14 protein-coding genes are annotated in these 15,133 nt (G+C 66.8%); 11 read left to right on the forward strand and 3 right to left on the reverse strand.

Annotated elements, in window-relative coordinates:
* From SD72_RS14940 to SD72_RS14960, 5 genes are all read left to right on the forward strand, one after another.
* A partial coding sequence (locus tag SD72_RS14940; RefSeq protein ID WP_042545272.1) for a metal ABC transporter substrate-binding protein occupies positions 1-310 on the forward strand: 310 nt, incomplete at its 5' end.
* The gene (locus tag SD72_RS14945) at positions 307-1,122 is read left to right on the forward strand and encodes a metal ABC transporter ATP-binding protein (RefSeq protein ID WP_042545273.1); all 816 of its coding nucleotides are present in this window, start codon (positions 307-309) and stop codon (positions 1,120-1,122) included. The genes SD72_RS14940 and SD72_RS14945, both read left to right, overlap by 4 nt.
* Positions 1,119-2,033 (forward strand): metal ABC transporter permease, encoded by a 915-nt coding sequence (locus SD72_RS14950; protein ID WP_232299811.1) that lies wholly within the window; start codon positions 1,119-1,121, stop codon positions 2,031-2,033. Before SD72_RS14945 ends, SD72_RS14950 begins: the two co-directional genes overlap by 4 nt.
* Positions 2,030-2,881: a metal ABC transporter permease gene (locus SD72_RS14955; RefSeq protein ID WP_042545274.1), complete on the forward strand. Its 852-nt coding sequence runs from the start codon at positions 2,030-2,032 to the stop codon at positions 2,879-2,881. Before SD72_RS14950 ends, SD72_RS14955 begins: the two co-directional genes overlap by 4 nt.
* Positions 2,881-3,303: a Fur family transcriptional regulator gene (locus SD72_RS14960; RefSeq protein WP_042545275.1), complete on the forward strand. Its 423-nt coding sequence runs from the start codon at positions 2,881-2,883 to the stop codon at positions 3,301-3,303. Before SD72_RS14955 ends, SD72_RS14960 begins: the two co-directional genes overlap by 1 nt.
* A gap of 7 nt (positions 3,304-3,310) precedes the next feature.
* On the opposite strand, the gene SD72_RS14965 is transcribed toward SD72_RS14960, so the two are convergent.
* Together SD72_RS14965 and SD72_RS14970 are read right to left on the reverse strand one after the other, a co-directional pair.
* On the reverse strand, positions 3,311-4,081 hold the full coding sequence (locus SD72_RS14965; RefSeq protein ID WP_042545276.1) for an SGNH/GDSL hydrolase family protein: 771 nt from the start codon (positions 4,079-4,081) through the stop codon (positions 3,311-3,313).
* A gap of 32 nt (positions 4,082-4,113) precedes the next feature.
* The gene (locus SD72_RS14970; protein ID WP_042545277.1) at positions 4,114-4,905 is read right to left on the reverse strand and encodes a FadR/GntR family transcriptional regulator; all 792 of its coding nucleotides are present in this window, start codon (positions 4,903-4,905) and stop codon (positions 4,114-4,116) included.
* Positions 4,906-5,006: 101 nt separating this feature from the next.
* Between SD72_RS14970 and SD72_RS14975 the strand changes: the two genes are divergently transcribed.
* From SD72_RS14975 to SD72_RS15000, 6 genes are all read left to right on the forward strand, one after another.
* A complete protein-coding gene (locus SD72_RS14975) occupies positions 5,007-5,561 on the forward strand; it encodes a YbhB/YbcL family Raf kinase inhibitor-like protein (RefSeq protein ID WP_042545278.1) in 555 nt (184 codons plus the stop codon).
* A 162-nt stretch (positions 5,562-5,723) separates the two neighbouring features.
* Positions 5,724-6,800, forward strand: coding sequence for a histidinol-phosphate transaminase (gene hisC, locus SD72_RS14980; protein ID WP_042545279.1), 1,077 nt, complete (start codon positions 5,724-5,726; stop codon positions 6,798-6,800).
* A 73-nt stretch (positions 6,801-6,873) separates the two neighbouring features.
* Complete coding sequence (locus SD72_RS14985) at positions 6,874-7,815, forward strand: ABC transporter permease (protein WP_232299813.1); 942 nt, start codon at positions 6,874-6,876, stop codon at positions 7,813-7,815.
* A 2-nt stretch (positions 7,816-7,817) separates the two neighbouring features.
* Complete coding sequence (locus SD72_RS14990; RefSeq protein WP_042545280.1) at positions 7,818-8,609, forward strand: ABC transporter ATP-binding protein; 792 nt, start codon at positions 7,818-7,820, stop codon at positions 8,607-8,609.
* Positions 8,610-8,771: 162 nt separating this feature from the next.
* Positions 8,772-9,764 carry an ABC transporter substrate-binding protein gene (locus SD72_RS14995; protein ID WP_157000616.1) on the forward strand — a complete coding sequence of 331 codons (993 nt, stop codon included), beginning with the start codon at positions 8,772-8,774 and terminating at the stop codon, positions 9,762-9,764.
* 101 nt (positions 9,765-9,865) lie between these two features.
* The gene (locus tag SD72_RS15000; RefSeq protein WP_084767258.1) at positions 9,866-13,510 is read left to right on the forward strand and encodes an aldehyde dehydrogenase family protein; all 3,645 of its coding nucleotides are present in this window, start codon (positions 9,866-9,868) and stop codon (positions 13,508-13,510) included.
* Here SD72_RS15000 and SD72_RS15005 read toward each other — a convergent pair.
* Positions 13,507-15,048, reverse strand: a complete 1,542-nt coding sequence (locus SD72_RS15005; RefSeq protein ID WP_042545282.1) for an aldehyde dehydrogenase (NADP(+)) — start codon at positions 15,046-15,048, stop codon at positions 13,507-13,509. The genes SD72_RS15000 and SD72_RS15005 overlap by 4 nt on opposite strands.
* Positions 15,049-15,133 lie beyond the last annotated feature (85 nt).

The following is a 15,133-nucleotide window of genomic DNA, read 5'->3' on the forward strand; positions in this document are numbered from 1 at the left end:
TATGCCGAGTTTCGAGGACAACGCTGAGCCGAGCGCGGCGGATCTCGATGCGTTGACCGCGCGGATCAAGGAGCGCGGCGTCCGCGCGTTCGTCGAATCCTCGATGAGCCCGAAGCTTGCCCGCACCATCGCGCGCGAGGCGGGGGTGACCGTTGTCGACAGTGAGTCGCTCTACGCTGATTCGCTCGGCGTGGAAGGCAGCGGTGCTGAGACCTACGTTGATGCGACCATTCACAACACACGCGTTATTCTCGAAGCCTGGGGAGAGCCGGTTGGCCCGCTCCCCGCTGAGTTGGGGGCTGCTGCATGAGTGACACGGGTGTGACCGGGCACGGCGGTGCCGCACTGCACCTGGCCGGCGCCGCCTTCGGTTACGGCGGAGTGACCAGGGTCGAGGATCTTGACCTTGTGGTTCCCGAGGGAGCGGCAGTCGCGCTCATCGGGCCGAACGGCTCGGGCAAGTCGACGTTGCTTCGCGGCATTCTTGGTCTTGCCGATCTCACCGCTGGGAGTGTGCGCGTGCTTGGCGAAACGCCGGAAGCTGCGCGCCGGAGTGTTGGCACGCTGCCGCAGTCAGATGCGCGCGACACGAGCCTGCCAGTGACGGTGCGAACCGTGGTGACCATGGGCCTCTACCGCGAGGCCGGCCCCTTCGGCCGCATTGGGCGCGGCGGCCGTGAGGCCGTGCAGCACGCGATCGACCTCGTCGGCCTTTCCGCGTTTGCGGGGAGGCTCTTTGGTGAGCTCTCTGGCGGGCAGCAGCAGCGGGCGATCCTCGCCAGGGCGCTCGCATCGCACCCGCGGTTGCTGTTGCTCGATGAGCCGTTCAACGGGCTGGATCGGGAGAACCGGGAGATGCTGCTGGATCTCGTTGCGCGGCAGCGTGACGAGGGACGAACCGTCATTGTCTCCACCCACGACCTTGAGATCGCGAAGGCGGCGTGCACGCACGTGCTGTTGCTCGCGAGCGGGCACGAGCCAGGCGAGCCAGGACACCCCGCTGCGTTCGGAACGCTGGCCGACGCCCTCACCCTCGATGCTGTGCAGCACGCGTTCCACGATTCGACCGTGGAGATCGACGAGCACACGGTGACAACCACCAGAGAGGTTGATGCGCAGTGAGCGCGTGGCTCGCGCAGGCAGCGCCTGGCATCGCGAGCGTTTTCGGTCTTCCGTTTATGCAGCGGGCGCTCATCGCAATCGCGCTCCTTGCGGTCGCGGCTGCCATCGTTGGGGTCTTCATCAATTTCCGTGAGCTCGAATTCGTGAGTGACGGGCTCGTGCACGCCGTGTTCCCCGGCCTCGTTGTCGGGTCGCTGATCGGCGGGCCTGCTGGGCTGCTTCCCGGTGCGGTCGCAGCAGCCGTGCTTGCCGCGCTGCTATTCACGCTCCTCGGGCGAAGCGGTTCTTCGCCTGCACGCAGTGTCGGTGCGCGTGATGCGGGGATCGCTGTCGTGCTCACCGGCCTGTTCAGTCTCGGCATCGTGCTGGTGTCGCGCAGCGAAAGCTACGTCTCGCAGTTGCAAGAGTTGCTGTTCGGGCGGATCCTCACGGTCACGAGCGCGCAGCTGTGGCAGATAGCCGTTGTCGCGTGCTTCGCGATCGCGATCGTGCTCGTGACGCGCCGTGCGCAACTGTTTCGCGCCTTCGACCCGGCAGGCTTCGAGGCCGCGGGCTTCAGCGGGTTTCGCACGGACCTCGCACTCAACGTCTCCGTCGCGCTCCTCGTGGTTGCCGGCGTGCAGGCGCTCGGCGTACTGATGGTTGTCGCGATCCTCGTCGTGCCCGTCGCGGTGGCGCGGCTGCTCACCAGCAGGCTCGCCCTGCTCGCGCCCGTCGCTGCGCTTGTGACGCTCGCGGCCGGCGCCGCTGGGCTGTGGGGCTCCTTTGAATGGTCACTGCGCGGATCCGTCTCGGCCTCACCCGGGGCCATGATTGTGCTCTCGCTCGTGGCGCTCTACGGCGTTGCGGCCGCAGGCGCAGTGCTGCTGCGGCGCTCGGGGCGCGGCGAGCGAACGGGGGCGCGCGCATGAGCTACCTCGAACTCGCCGCACTCGAACTGGTGCTCCTCGGGCTCCTCGCCGGTGTCGCCGGAAGCCTTATCGTCTTCAGGGGGCGGTCCTTCTTCGCGGTCGCGCTGAGCCACGCGACGTTCCCCGGCGGCGTGATCTTTGCGCTCGCCGGCTGGAATCTGCTCATCGGCCAGGCCGTGTTTGCCGCGCTGCTCGTGCTGCTCATGGGAGTGCTCGCCCGGGTCAAAGGTCAGGGAGGTCAGGTCTCGAGCGGAATCGTGCTCGCCTTCGGGTTTGCCCTCGGGGCGCTGTTGTCGAGCGCGAACCCCGGTCTTGGGGTGCCAGTGGACGCGCTGCTCGTCGGTTCACCGCTCGGTGTCTCCGTCTCCGACGTTGCTGCGACAGCCGGCGTGCTGCTCGCCTCACTCGTCGCACTCGCGGTCTTCGGCAGGCGGATCCTCTTCCACACGTTTGACCCGGCCGGCTTCACCGCCGCCGGGTTCCGCGCTGGCCCGGTCGAGCTCGTCGTTGTCGGGATCATCGCCGCATCGGTGGTCGTCGCGATGCCCGCCGTCGGTGCGATTCTCGGGGTTGCGATTCTCATCGCCCCAGCGGCGGCGGCGCGGCTTCTCGCACCAACCATCGCGTGGGTTCCCCCGATTGCTGCAGCGCTCGGGGTTGCGAGCGGGCTGGCAGGGTTGTGGGCTTCGCGCTCGCTCGACATCGCAGCCGGCGGTGCAATCGGGCTCGCTGCGACCGCGTGCTACGTGCTCGCGCTCGGCGTTTCCGTCGTGATCAGGCGCATTCGCGCAGTCTCCGCTAACGTGGGGGTGAACAGTCACGCTGCAGCGATCACGGGAGGTGAGTGATGCAGCCAAAGCGCAACACCTGGCAGCGCGAAGCGGTGCGCGTCGAACTCGTCGCCGCACCGGGTTTCGTGAGCGCCCAGGAGCTCCACAGACGCCTGAAAGATAGCGGATCCGCTGTCGGGCTCGCGACGGTGTACCGCGCGCTCGCCAACCTCGCGGAGGTCGGAGACGCCGACTCGCTGCTCTCACCCGAGGGCGAGACCCTGTTTCGGTCGTGCGAAACGACCGAACATCATCACCACCTCGTGTGCCGCGGCTGCGGCGACACCAGGGAACTCGCCGCCACCGTAGTTGAGGAGTGGGCGAACCGCGTTGGTGCGCAGCACGGCTTCACCGACATCGGCCACGTTGTCGACCTGTTCGGCTACTGCCCCGCCTGCACCGCCAAGCGGAGCGCAGAGCACACGCCAGCCGCCGAGTAGCGGCGTGCTACGCGGAGAGGTTGCGCGGTTCGATCGTGACGAACCGCGGGTACTTCGCGCTGCGACCATCGCCGCTTGAACGGCCTGTGAGGCGTCGGCCGATCCACGGCAACACGTGCACGCGGGTGTACTGCAACTGATCCCGTGCGGTCGGGGCGGCGCGTGGACCTGCGGTGAGTTCCCAGTCGGCTGGGGCATCGTGACCGAGGGTGCGCAAGACGTTCGCGGCGACGCGATGGTGCCCGACGGGCGCGAGATGGAGCCGATCCAGCGACCAGTACTGGCTCAGTGCCAGCTCTGCGTCGTGCCAGTTGTCGGAGAACGGCACCCCGATGCGCTCGGCGACCGCGCCTGCCGCGCGGGTGAGTTCGGCGCCCTTCTTACTGACGCTCGCGCCGTTGGGGAGCCCAGCCGTTGGATTCGCCCCTGCGAGCAGCAGCGGCGTAATGCCAGCGCGAGTGACCCGCTCAAGCGCCACCTCAGTGGCGGCGATGATGGACGCCATGTTCGTTCCCGGCCGGAGCATGTCGTTCCCACCGCCGTTGAAGCTCAACAGCGTCGGGCCTAGCGCGATCGCCGGTTCGAGCTGCTCAGCGAGAATCGCGTTGAGCAGGCGCCCGCGGATCGCGAGGTTCGCGTACTCGACAGGCTCGCCAGTGGAATCAGCCAAACCCTGCGCGACGAGGTCAGCCCAGCCCCGGACGCTGCCGTCTGGCCGCTCGTCACCAACGCCCTCAGTAAAACTGTCACCGATTGCAACGTATCGAATGCGCGCCATCGCTCCACTCTACGCTTCCCTGACGCTTGCGGTCAGGCCGTTGCTGTCGAGGCAGCAGTCGGGCGGCCATCGCGAACATCGTCGATGCGCTGCTGCTGCTCGGGGGTGCGTGCGAGCGGGGGAACAACTTCCTGCTGCTCGTTCACGATGACGACGTCGTGATCGACATGGTCGACCATCGCGTGCACGGCGTCGATAAAGTCGCGCCTGCGGATCGCGTCGAGGACGCGCTGGTGGTCGCGCTCCATCTCGGCACCGGTCGCAACGTTTGCGAGGCGCCCACGGTGCTGCGGGGTGCGCAGCTGGTCGTTGATGCCAGCATAGAGCGCCCCGAGAAGCCGGTTCTTCGCCGCATCGAAAATGAGGCGGTGGAAGAGGCTATCGAAGGCGCCATCTCCGGACTCTGTGAGGCTGAGAACTGGGCATCGCGAGCAGCCGACCTCTTCGATCGTTGCTCGTTCGAGCGCGGCGATGTCTTCGTCTGAGCGGTGCAGGGCAGCCTGCTGGGCAGCCTCAACCTCAAGCGCTCGGCGGTACGACAAAATCTCTTCGAGCGAGAAGTCAGCAAGAAACTCGTCGAGGAGCGAGCTCGTTGGCGATGAGGACCGCACGAAGGTGCCGCGCCCTGGCGCGGTTTCGAGCATGCCCATACTCGCGAGTGAGCGAACAGCCTCACGCACGGTCGAACGGCCAACACCCATCTGGTCGGCGAGCTCGGGCTCGATCGGGATCCGCTCCCCAACTGCCCACTCACCCGTGGAGATCTTCCGCCGCAGGTATGAGAGCGCGCCACGTGCGCGCTCGGAGCCAGTTGTTGTTGCCATGCTGCACTCCAATCCACATCACTGCTACGTCGCTGCTATTGACCTCAGTATATCCGGTGTGCGCTACCCGATACCGGGTGTTCCCGGGTAGCGTAGCTGGCATGACAAGTCATCCGAGTCGCGGCGCATTGAACCCGTACGCCGGGATGCAGGAGAAACCAGGGTTTGTGCTCACGAGCACCGATATCCAAGATGGCGAGCCCCTGCCGGCGGAAACCTACGGCGAGGGAGCTGGCGGCGCCAACCTCTCACCACAGCTCAGTTGGTCGGGCTTTCCGAGCGAGACCAAGAGCTTCGTTGTCACGTGCTTCGACCCCGATGCACCGACCGGGTCTGGGTTTTGGCACTGGGCGGTTGCGAACATTCCGGCGAGCGTGACCGACCTCGTAGCCGGCGCCGGAGCTGCGGGCGGAGCACTGCTGCCAGCGGGTGCCATCACGCTGCCAAACGAGATGCGCGAGCCGGCCTTCACCGGTGCGGCCCCGCCAGCGGGAACCGGTGTGCACCACTACTGGTTTGTCGTCCACGCACTCAACGTTGAGCGCGTCGACATCGACGAACACGCCACACCAGCGGTGCTCGGGTTCATGATGCGCGAGGCCGTAGTCGCGCGCGCGATCATCGTCGCAACCGGCGAATTCAACGGCGCGGCCTAACCAGGCAGCGTGGCGCGGCGGCGCGGCCGCTTCGAGGCTGGCCGCGTCACCTGAGCGCAGCAGTAACGCAGGCTGCGCTCAGGTGCGGCGGCGGCAGGGAATTCCCGCGACGGTTCGCGCATGCGTAGGATAAACGGAGCCTCTTCGAAAGCGAGACCCCTCATGTCAGTGTCGATCCGTTCAGGGTTCGAGCGTATTCCGTCTTACCGCGCGGGTAAGCCAGCGCAGCTTGGCCCGGATGGGCTCAGCGCGAAACTCTCGTCGAACGAGAACCCATACGACCCGCTCCCGTCGGTGCTTGAAGCCATTGCGGCTGCGGTCCCGACGTCGGTGAACCGGTACCCGAGCATCGCTGCTCCCGAGCTCACCGCTGCGCTCGCAGCGCGCCTGGGTGTCGAGCCAGAAAACCTCGCGTTCGGCGCGGGCTCAGTCGAGGTCGCCTCGCAGCTCATTCACGCGCTCGCAGGCGCGGGCGACGAGGTGATGTACGCCTGGCGCTCGTTCGAGGCCTACCCGATCCTCGTGCAGCTCGCCGGCGCGACGCCATGCCAGGTGCCGCTTGACGCAGACGGTAAGCACGACCTTCCCGCGATGGCCGACGCGATCACGGATCGCACGAAGCTCATCTTCGTCTGCAACCCGAACAACCCGACAGGCACGGTCGTCACGCACGCCGAGGTTGAGGCGTTCCTTGCGCGGGTGCCAGCGCACGTGCTCGTGGTGCTCGACGAGGCCTACGTGCACTTCAACGTCGACGCCGACTCAGCCGTCGGGCTCGACTTCTTCAAGCGCTACCCGAACGTCGCGGTGCTGCACACCTTCTCGAAGGCATACGGCCTCGCAGGCCTCCGCATCGGCTACGCCGTCGCGCAGCCGGAGGTCGCCGACGCACTGCGCAAGGCCGCGATTCCGTTCGGCATGAGCGCGCTCGCGCAGGTCGGCGGCGTCGCCTCCCTCGCCGCTGAGGACGAGCTGCAGGAACGCGTCGACGTGCTCGTCGCCGAGCGCGCCAGGGTCATTGAGGCGCTGCGCGCAGCGGGGCTGCCAGTCATCGACTCGCAGGCAAACTTTGTGTGGATCCCGGCGGGAGACGCGAGCGAGGCCCTCACCGATGTCTTCGCTGCTCGCGGTGTGTCCGTGCGCTGCTTCCCGGGCGATGGGCTGCGGATTTCCATCGGTGCTCCGCACGAGAACGACGCGGTCATAGAGGTTGCCGGCGCAGCAGCGGCGCAACTCTGATGAACCGTGCAAGCGCTGTCGGCCTCGGCGCCGGAACCGACAGGACAACCGATGACACACCAGGAGGTGGGGCGTGATTGGAGCAATTGGCGCAATTGAAGTTGGGCTTCTCTACGGAATTTTTGCTCTCGGGGTGTATCTCACCTTTCGGGTGCTCAACTTCCCCGACCTCACGGTTGACGGCAGCCTGACGACGGGGGCCGCGACGGCCGCCGCCCTCATCCACGCCGGCCAGAACCCGCTGCTTGCGACGCTCGCGGGCGGTGTGACAGGCATGATTGCCGGCGCAATCACCGGCATCCTGCACACGAAGGGGAAGATCGACGGGCTGCTCGCCGGCATCCTCACGATGATCGCGCTGTGGTCGATTAACCTGCGCATCATGGGCAAGTCGAACCTTCCGTTCCTGCGGGAGGACACGCTCATCAGCCCGCTGCGCGAAGCCGGGTGGATGGGGAAGACGTGGTACGTCGTGCTCATCTTCCTCGCCGTTGTGCTCGTCTTCAAGGTCTTCGTTGACTGGTTCCTCTCGACCGATATTGGCCTCGCGATCCAGGCCACGGGCAACAACGAGCAGATGATCAGGAGCTTCGGTGTGAACACCGACGGCATGAAGATCCTCACGCTCTCGATCTCGAACGGCCTCGTTGGGTTGGCTGGCGCGCTCATCGCGCAGTTCAACGGTGTCGCAGACATCAGCATGGGCATTGGCGTTATTCTCGTCGGCCTCGCGTCGGTGATCCTCGGGCAGGCGCTCCTCGGGCAGCGGTGGATCTGGCTCGCGACGCTCGCCGTGATCGTCGGCGCGGTGCTCTACCGCCTCATCATCTTCGGCGCCCTCCGCATCGGTTTCAACCAGGACGACATGAAGCTCATGACGGCGCTGCTCGTGATCGCGGCGCTGCTGCTGCCGCGCTGGGGCTTCCTCAAACGCATCCCGTCACTGCGGAACCGCGGCAACCGGCGGCCCGAGCCGCTCACAACACCGGCAGCCGCCGCACCGAAGGAGGCATAACCGTGCTCAGTATCAGCGGTATTTCAAAGACCTTCTTCGCAGGCACCGTCAACGAACGGCGCGCGCTCGTCGACGTGGATCTCCAGCTCGCCGAGGGCGACTTCGTGACCGTGATCGGCTCGAACGGAGCGGGCAAGTCGACGCTGCTCAACGCCATCTCCGGCCGCTACCCGATCGACTCGGGCGAGATCAGCATCGACGACCGGTCCGTCGCGAAGCTCAAGGAGTTCAAGCGGGCCCGCTTCGTCGGCCGCGTGTTCCAGGATCCGATGGCCGGCACAGCGCCCGACCTCACGATCGAGCAGAACCTCGCCCTCGCCCTGCAGCGCGGCAAGCCCCGTGGGCTGCGCCGCGGCATCACGAAGGCCCGCCGCGAACGCTTCAGGAGTGAGCTGGAATCGCTCGAACTGGGGCTCGAGCACCGACTCACCGCGAAGGTCGGCCTGCTGTCAGGCGGCCAGCGACAGGCCCTGTCGCTGCTCATGGCCGGGTTCACCCAGCCGCGCATCCTGCTGCTCGACGAGCACACCGCTGCGCTCGACCCGCAGCGGGCAGCGCTCGTGACGGACCTCACCGAGCGGATCGTCACCGAGGGCAACCTCACAACGCTCATGGTGACCCACAACATGGAGCAGGCCATCAAGCTGGGTAACCGCCTCATCATGATGCACGAGGGACGGATCGTGTTCGAAGCTGACGCGGAGACGAAAGCGAAGCTCACCGTGCCGATGCTCCTTGCGGAATTCGGCAAGATCAAGGGCGCGAGCTTCGACGACCGCGCGCTGCTCGCCTAAGCGATACCGGGGCTGCGCGCCCGTCTCTTTTGCGTAACTCTCACCCCCAAGCCCGCTAGGCTCACCCTTGGCCTCGGGTACGATGCTGGAAACGGCTAAGGCCTTTACCGTTTCCCGCGCCGCTGCGGAGCTGCAGCGGCAGACTCAGAAGGACCCATTACTATGCGAATGACCTCGTTCCGCCGTTCAGGCATCGCCCTCGCAGGCCTCGCAGTGGCCGCGCTGACACTGAGTGCATGTTCCTCGAGCCCCGCCGAGACCGAGCCAGGCGACGGCGCGAACGGCTCGTACAAGATCGGGGTCAGCCAGTTCGTGCAGCACCCGGCACTCGACGCTGCGACCGCGGGCTTCAAGCAGGCCTTTGACGATGCTGGTATTGACGTCGAGTGGGACGACCAGAACGCGAGCGGCGATCAGGCCACAGCGGTCACGATCGCTCAGAGCTTCGCATCCTCCGATCTCGACCTCGTGCTGGCCGTCGCCACGCCTGCGGCTCAGACCGCGGCGCAGGCAGTCACCGACAAGCCCGTCCTCTTCACCGCCGTCACCGACGCTGTCGAAGCGCAGCTCGTCGAATCGAACGAGGAGCCAGGCGGCAACATCACCGGCACGAGCGACCTTGCGCCGTTCGACGAGCAGCTCGCGCTGCTCCAGGACGTCGTGCCTGGCGCCAAGAAGATTGGAATCGTCTACGCCTCGGGCGAGGTGAACTCGCAGGTGCAGGTTGACGCCGTCACCGAAGCAGCGGGCCCGCTCGGCCTTGAGATCGTCACGAAGACCGTCACCACCGCGAACGATATTGGGGCGGCGACCGAGGCACTCGGAGACGTCGACGCAATCTACGTCCCAACGGACAACATGGTTGTCGCGGGTCTCGCCTCGCTCGTGCAGGTCGCGGAGGACAAGCAGATCCCCGTGATCGGCGCCGAGGCTGGCACCGTTGAGCAGGGCGCGGTCATCACGCTCGGCATCGACTACACGAAGCTCGGTTACCAGACCGGCGAGATGGCGATCAAGGTGCTCGAGGGTGCTGAGACTGCCACGATGCCCGTTGAGGTTTCCAAGGAGTTCGCGTACGTCGTGAACGAGGACGCGGCGGAGCGCATGGGCGTGACGATCCCCGAGTCAATTCTTGCTGAGGCAGAGAAGGTCTAACCCTTCCCAGCACTTGCATCGCGAGCCCCGCACACCGAAAGGTGCGCGGGGCTCGCGCGTGTTCACGGGGTTTCGCTAGGCACCAGCTTTAGAGTGGGGTCATGGGAGACGAACTTGCACTAGGCGCATCGGTGTGGGGCTCCGTGACCGAGGCCGCAGCCGACCGGGTACGCGACTGGGCTAAGGCGGGGGTGCAGGCAGGCGTTGCGGAGCGCGGCGACCGCGCAACCCTGCTCGGCGATCTGGCTGCGAACCCGGAGAGCCTCGACTTCACACGGCGACTCATTGACTCGCTGTTTGGCTCGTCCGACGCATTCACCGCGGCGCTCGGCCTGCGCGACGTGACGCGCGGGGACCTCCCGGAGCAGATGCCTACGCGCGACCGCATCCTGCTCCGCGCAGGCGGGTTCGCCTCGCTCGGCTTGCCGTGGGTGGTCCGTCCTGCCGTGCGCAAGAACCTGCTCGCGCGGCTTCCCGACGTGCTGCTGCAGGTCAAGCTTTCCGGCAGGATGAGCGCGCTCACTGAGGCCCTCCGAGAGCACCGTGAGCGCGGACACACCGTGCTGGTCTCGCTCAACGGCGCCGCCGTTTCGGGCGAGGCAGGCAGCGAAACGGAAGTGCATCGGCTCATCGCCCTCGTGGAGCACCCCGCCGTTAAATACGTCGCATTCGACCCAGCCAGACTCGTGCCAGGCGCGACCGAGTGGACGATCGAATCGGCGCTGACGCTCGCCGTTGAACGCGTGCGGCCCGTGCTCGAGGCCGCCCTCGCACACGGTGTTCGGCTCATCGTTGAGCCACGCGACACCGTGTGGGCGAAACAGCTACCCGAGTTCCTCGCGCGGGCGGTTGGCTGCTCTGAACTTGATCGGCTGGAGATCGGCGTGCGGCTGTTCGCTGAGCTGCCAGAGTCGTGGGAAAGCTACGCAGCGATCCACCGCTTCGCGCGGCGCCGGGTCGCGGAGGGCGGCGCACCCGTCGAGGTCGTCATCGGCCATGCCGACGTCGCTGCGGCGGAGCGTGTCGCCTCGATCCACACCGGCCTGCCAGTCGCGGTTATTGAGGATCCGGTCGCCCGCACCGCGCAGCTGCTGCGACTCATCGAGGTCGCCATGCATCCGAGCCGCGCCTCAGTGCTGCGGCCTGTGATCGCGAGCGAGGACCCACTCGTCGTCGCGGCAACCATCGCGGCTGCTACGAGGCTCGGAGCCGACAAGCTCTACGCGATCCAACTCCGCTGCGGGCTCGCCACCGAACTCGCGCGCCGCCTCGCAGCCGACGCTGCTGCCGGTGGGCCCGAGGTTCGGCTGCGGCTGCCGATAACGCCGCGCGGCGAATACGGTGAGGTCGTCGGCTACCTCGTCGGGCTGCTTGCAGAGGCCGCAGCCGAAGAGCCGAGCCAGCTCACCCAGGCACAGCTCGGCGCAGCCGCGACACTTGCAGCCGAACCGGCTCCCGCAAGCCACAGGCAGCAGCAGCGCGCCCGCGAGTGGGATCCAAGCGAACGCGACAGCGCACTCTTCTACCGCCCGCCAGCGGAGCCCGCAACGCAAGACACAGGCGGACTCACGGCTGCCGTGCTCGGCCTCGCGCGCGGAGCGACGGGTGAGGTCGTGCTCGAGGAGGTAGCGCCGGCTCGCGCGATCCCCGTCGTCTCGCGCACCGGATTCGCGAATGAGCCACCCACCGACGGAAGTCTCGCAGCGAATCGTGAGTGGGCGCGTGGCCTGCTCAGGCGCGCGGGAGACATCGCGCTCACCGGCGAGCGGCTCGACGAGACTGTCGCCCTCACCGAAGCCGACCTCGATCCGGACGCTGCCGCCCGCACTGCACGGCAGGCAGCAGAACGCTGGTCCGAGCTGCGCCACGAGGGGCGCGCGACGCGGCTGCGCCGTGTCGCGCTCGCAACCGCCGCCGCACGCGACAGGCTGATCACCGAACTCGCCGCAGAGACAGGCGCACCGTTTCCCGAGCTCGACTCAGCGGTCAACCACATCATCGACTCGGCGAGGTACGCGGCACAGCTCGCAGACGGACTCCGCGTCGTGCGCGGCGCAACCTTCGTTCCAGACCGGCTCGTACTCGTCGTCGCCGACAGCTCTGCCCCGATCGCCACACAGGCGGCAGCTGTGCTCGCCGTCCTCGGAAGCGGAGCCGGGGCGCTCTGGGCGGTCTCGCCTGGGGCGTTGCGTTCCGCAGCAGCGTGCGTTGACGAATGGGAGGCTGGCGGGCTCACGCCTGGCGCGGTGCGCACCGTCAGCGTCGCGGGCGAAGCGGCATTCGCCGCGCTCGGCGCAAGCGAGCACGTCGACAGGGCCGTCGTGCTCGGCGACCGAACGCTCGGCCGCGACCTCGCACGACGCCGGCCCGACCTTCGGGTTGAGGGGCACTTCGTCGCGAGAGGCTCGCTGCTCATCACGCCGTCGGCCGAGCGCGACCGCGCCATCCAAGACATCCTCGACTCGACATTCACCGGCACCCTTACCGCGCTTGGCAGCACGAACACCGTCATCCTGCTGGGAAGCCTCACCCGATCCCGCGGCTTCCGCGAGGCGCTCGCGGACGCGGTTCGGCGGCTCCGAGTCGGGGATTCGGCCAGGCCGCTCGGTGACGACCCGCTCTCGTTCGAGGTGGGCCCGCTGCCCGTCGCCCCAAGCAGGGCTGGGCTCGCCGCGCTCACCGAGCTCGGGCCAGGAGAAGAGTGGCTCGTGCAGCCGCAACAGCTCGACGACGAGGGGCGGCTGTGGAGCCCCGGCGTGCGCACCGGGGTGTCGCACGGTTCTCCGTTTTGGGACGACGCACGTGGGCTGCCGCTTATCGGCCTCGCGACCGCGCAACTCCTCGGCGACGCGGTCGAGCTGCAAAACGCGAGTGGCAGCGGTGCCGTCGCCGGCATCCAGTCGTGGGACGAGGAGGAAGTCCTCGGGTGGCTCGGCGGCATCGAGGCGGCCTCGATCGCCGTGAACCGGCCAGCGGGTGCGGCGCGAGTTGAGCGCCAACCCTTCGGCGGGTGGAACGACGCAGTGATGGGGCTCCCAGCGCTCGGCGGCGGGCCGCACTGGCTCGTTGCGCAGGGCTCGTGGGAGCGGCGCTCAGGGCAGCGCAGCGACACCCTCCACCTCAGGGGCCTCACGCCCGAAGTCGCGCTGCTCATCGAGGCGGCGCAACCGGTGCTCAGCTACGAGGAATTCGACGAGCTCCGCCGCGCAGCGCTCGCTGATCAACTCACCTGGCAGACCGATCTCGGCGCGGTCGAGGACACGATCGGCCTCGGCATCGAACGCAATGCGCTGCGCACTTCCGCCGTCGCAGTGCAGGTGCGCCTCGCCGAACACGGTTCGCTCGCAAGCCTCTTCCGGGTGCTCGCAGCCGGTCTGCTCGTGCGGGCGCCGCTCGCGGTTTCCACGGGGACCGTGCTCCCACCCGACGTGTCAGAGCTGCTGCTGTCGCAGGGCATCGAGGTGTCGCTTGAGCGGGACGAGGCCTGGCTCGAGCGCCTCGCAGCGGATGGCCCGGTAGGGCCGGGAGGGGTTGCTGCTGCCCGGGTGCGACTCATCGGCGGGGACCGTGTGCGCGTCGCAGAATGGATGGGCGGGCTCGACCGCGCAGCACTGTGGGCGGAGCCGGTGACCATGGCCGGGCCCGTCGAGCTGCTCACACTTGTGCGGGAGCAGTCGATCTCGGTTCGCGCCGAACGGCACGGCCTTGCCGAGACCGCCCCCGGGCTCGACGCGCTGCTCGACTAACTATCGAGGAGACCCCATCTCGCTGATGCACCCGCAGAGTTTATCGTCTGTTTCAGGCCCCGGGGGTTCTTGAGCTGGAGTTCCGGTGGCAGCAGGTGTTCGGGAGCCCCTTGGAATGCCACCGGGCGTAGAAACCGCTGAATCGCTGCGGTTCCAACCGACGTACTGGAGTCATTCGTCGTTGCGGGCCAGGGACCCCCGTGCTGCTGTGCGGGGGTGACGGAGACCCCGGTCGGCCAATCATTGAAGACCAGACGTCCCACCATTAACGCGAACAAGTCAGTCAGAGTTCGAACTGAGGCCAGTGCTGCCTCACTCGCGGTTCCAGCCTGTTCGGACATGCTGAGGTGGAGGGTCCCCGTAAGGTTCCCTTGGAATGCTTTAGCGATAGCGGCGGCTACGTCATCGAGCGAATCATACTCGACGATCAGCGAGAAGGGCCCGAACACCTCCTCGTGTAGTGACTGAGGTGACGAGATGAAGTCCGTGAGCGATACGGCGGCGATCGTGGGTGTGACCGACATGTTTCCGTCCGCGACTGGCGCACACATGCCTTCGACAATGGGTCTCACCCCCGGGAGGCTGAGCGCGGAGGCGACGCCTTTTGCATAGGAGTCAGCAATACGCGGGTTGAGGAGGCGGTGGGGTGGGATACTCCGTGCTGCTTCCGAGATGCCCGAATCGAGGCCGTGGTTCGTTGGCGCGAAGAGAAACCCTGGCTTAGTGCAGAGTTGTCCCGCAGAGCCACTGACGCTGGACACGAAGCCAGTGGCAATAGTGTCGCGACGTTCATTCAGGGCAGCGGGGGTGACAACAGCGGGATTAACGCTGCCGAGTTCACCAAAGAACTGAATAGGTTGGGGTCGCGCTGCCGCAATGTCGGCAAGTAGGCGCCCAGCAGAAATCGAGCCGGTGAAAGATCCCGCTTGAATTCTCGAGTCTTTGAGTGAGTCGACGCCTGTTTGCTGGCCGAAAATTAAGGCAAACGCTCCGCTGGGGAACCCGGCATCGAAGAGTGCTTGCGCCATAATCTCTCCGGTCGCTACCGAGAGCTTTGGGTGGCCTGAGTGAACCTTGACTATCAGTGGGCATCCGGCGGCAAGAGCGGCAGCGCTGTCGCCGCCAGCGACTGAGAACGCGAATGGGAAGTTGCTTGCTGCGAAGTTCAGCACCGGGCCAACGGGGCGCAGCGAACGCCGAAGATCTGGGCGCGTGCCGAGCACAAACTGGTCGTCTGCCTCGTCGATCCGGGCATCAACGTAAGAGCCGTCTATGACGGATTCGGCGAAAAGGCGGAGCTGGACGGCGGTGCGTTTCAACTCACCCCTCAGGCGTGTAGGTGTGAGGCCAGTTTCGCTTTCCGCAATTGTGACGAGTTGGTCCACGTCTGCTTCAAGGCGGTCGGCAATGAGACAGAGGCCCCCTGCGCGAACTTCGGGGGCTAGCAACGCGAGCGGCACCGCGGCTGCTGCCGCTGCCGCGAGGATGGGATCGATTGTGGATGGGTCATCTGCGGTATTCAGGGTGTGAGGTGACATAACTCGACCTTTCGTTCAGTTAGACTCGATCATCACATAGTATGATGATCATACTTGAGGTCGTCCGGTTTACCTGCGAAAGGGT

The sequence above is a fragment of the Leucobacter komagatae genome, assembly GCF_000834055.1.
GTDB classification, from domain to species: Bacteria; Actinomycetota; Actinomycetes; order Actinomycetales; family Microbacteriaceae; genus Leucobacter; species Leucobacter komagatae_A.

What these genes read in the sequence shown, in the direction of transcription:
- SD72_RS14945 (WP_042545273.1), top strand. Translation starts at nt 307, where the DNA reads ATGAGTGACACGGGTGTGACCGGGCACGGCGGTGCCGCACTGCACCTG.
- SD72_RS14955 (WP_042545274.1), top strand. Translation starts at nt 2,030, where the DNA reads ATGAGCTACCTCGAACTCGCCGCACTCGAACTGGTGCTCCTCGGGCTC.
- SD72_RS14960 (WP_042545275.1), top strand. Translation starts at nt 2,881, where the DNA reads ATGCAGCCAAAGCGCAACACCTGGCAGCGCGAAGCGGTGCGCGTCGAA.
- SD72_RS14965 (WP_042545276.1), bottom strand. Translation starts at nt 4,081, where the DNA reads ATGGCGCGCATTCGATACGTTGCAATCGGTGACAGTTTTACTGAGGGC.
- SD72_RS14970 (WP_042545277.1), bottom strand. Translation starts at nt 4,905, where the DNA reads ATGGCAACAACAACTGGCTCCGAGCGCGCACGTGGCGCGCTCTCATAC.
- SD72_RS14975 (WP_042545278.1), top strand. Translation starts at nt 5,007, where the DNA reads ATGACAAGTCATCCGAGTCGCGGCGCATTGAACCCGTACGCCGGGATG.
- hisC (WP_042545279.1), top strand. Translation starts at nt 5,724, where the DNA reads ATGTCAGTGTCGATCCGTTCAGGGTTCGAGCGTATTCCGTCTTACCGC.
- SD72_RS14995 (WP_157000616.1), top strand. Translation starts at nt 8,772, where the DNA reads ATGCGAATGACCTCGTTCCGCCGTTCAGGCATCGCCCTCGCAGGCCTC.
- SD72_RS15000 (WP_084767258.1), top strand. Translation starts at nt 9,866, where the DNA reads ATGGGAGACGAACTTGCACTAGGCGCATCGGTGTGGGGCTCCGTGACC.
- SD72_RS15005 (WP_042545282.1), bottom strand. Translation starts at nt 15,048, where the DNA reads ATGTCACCTCACACCCTGAATACCGCAGATGACCCATCCACAATCGAT.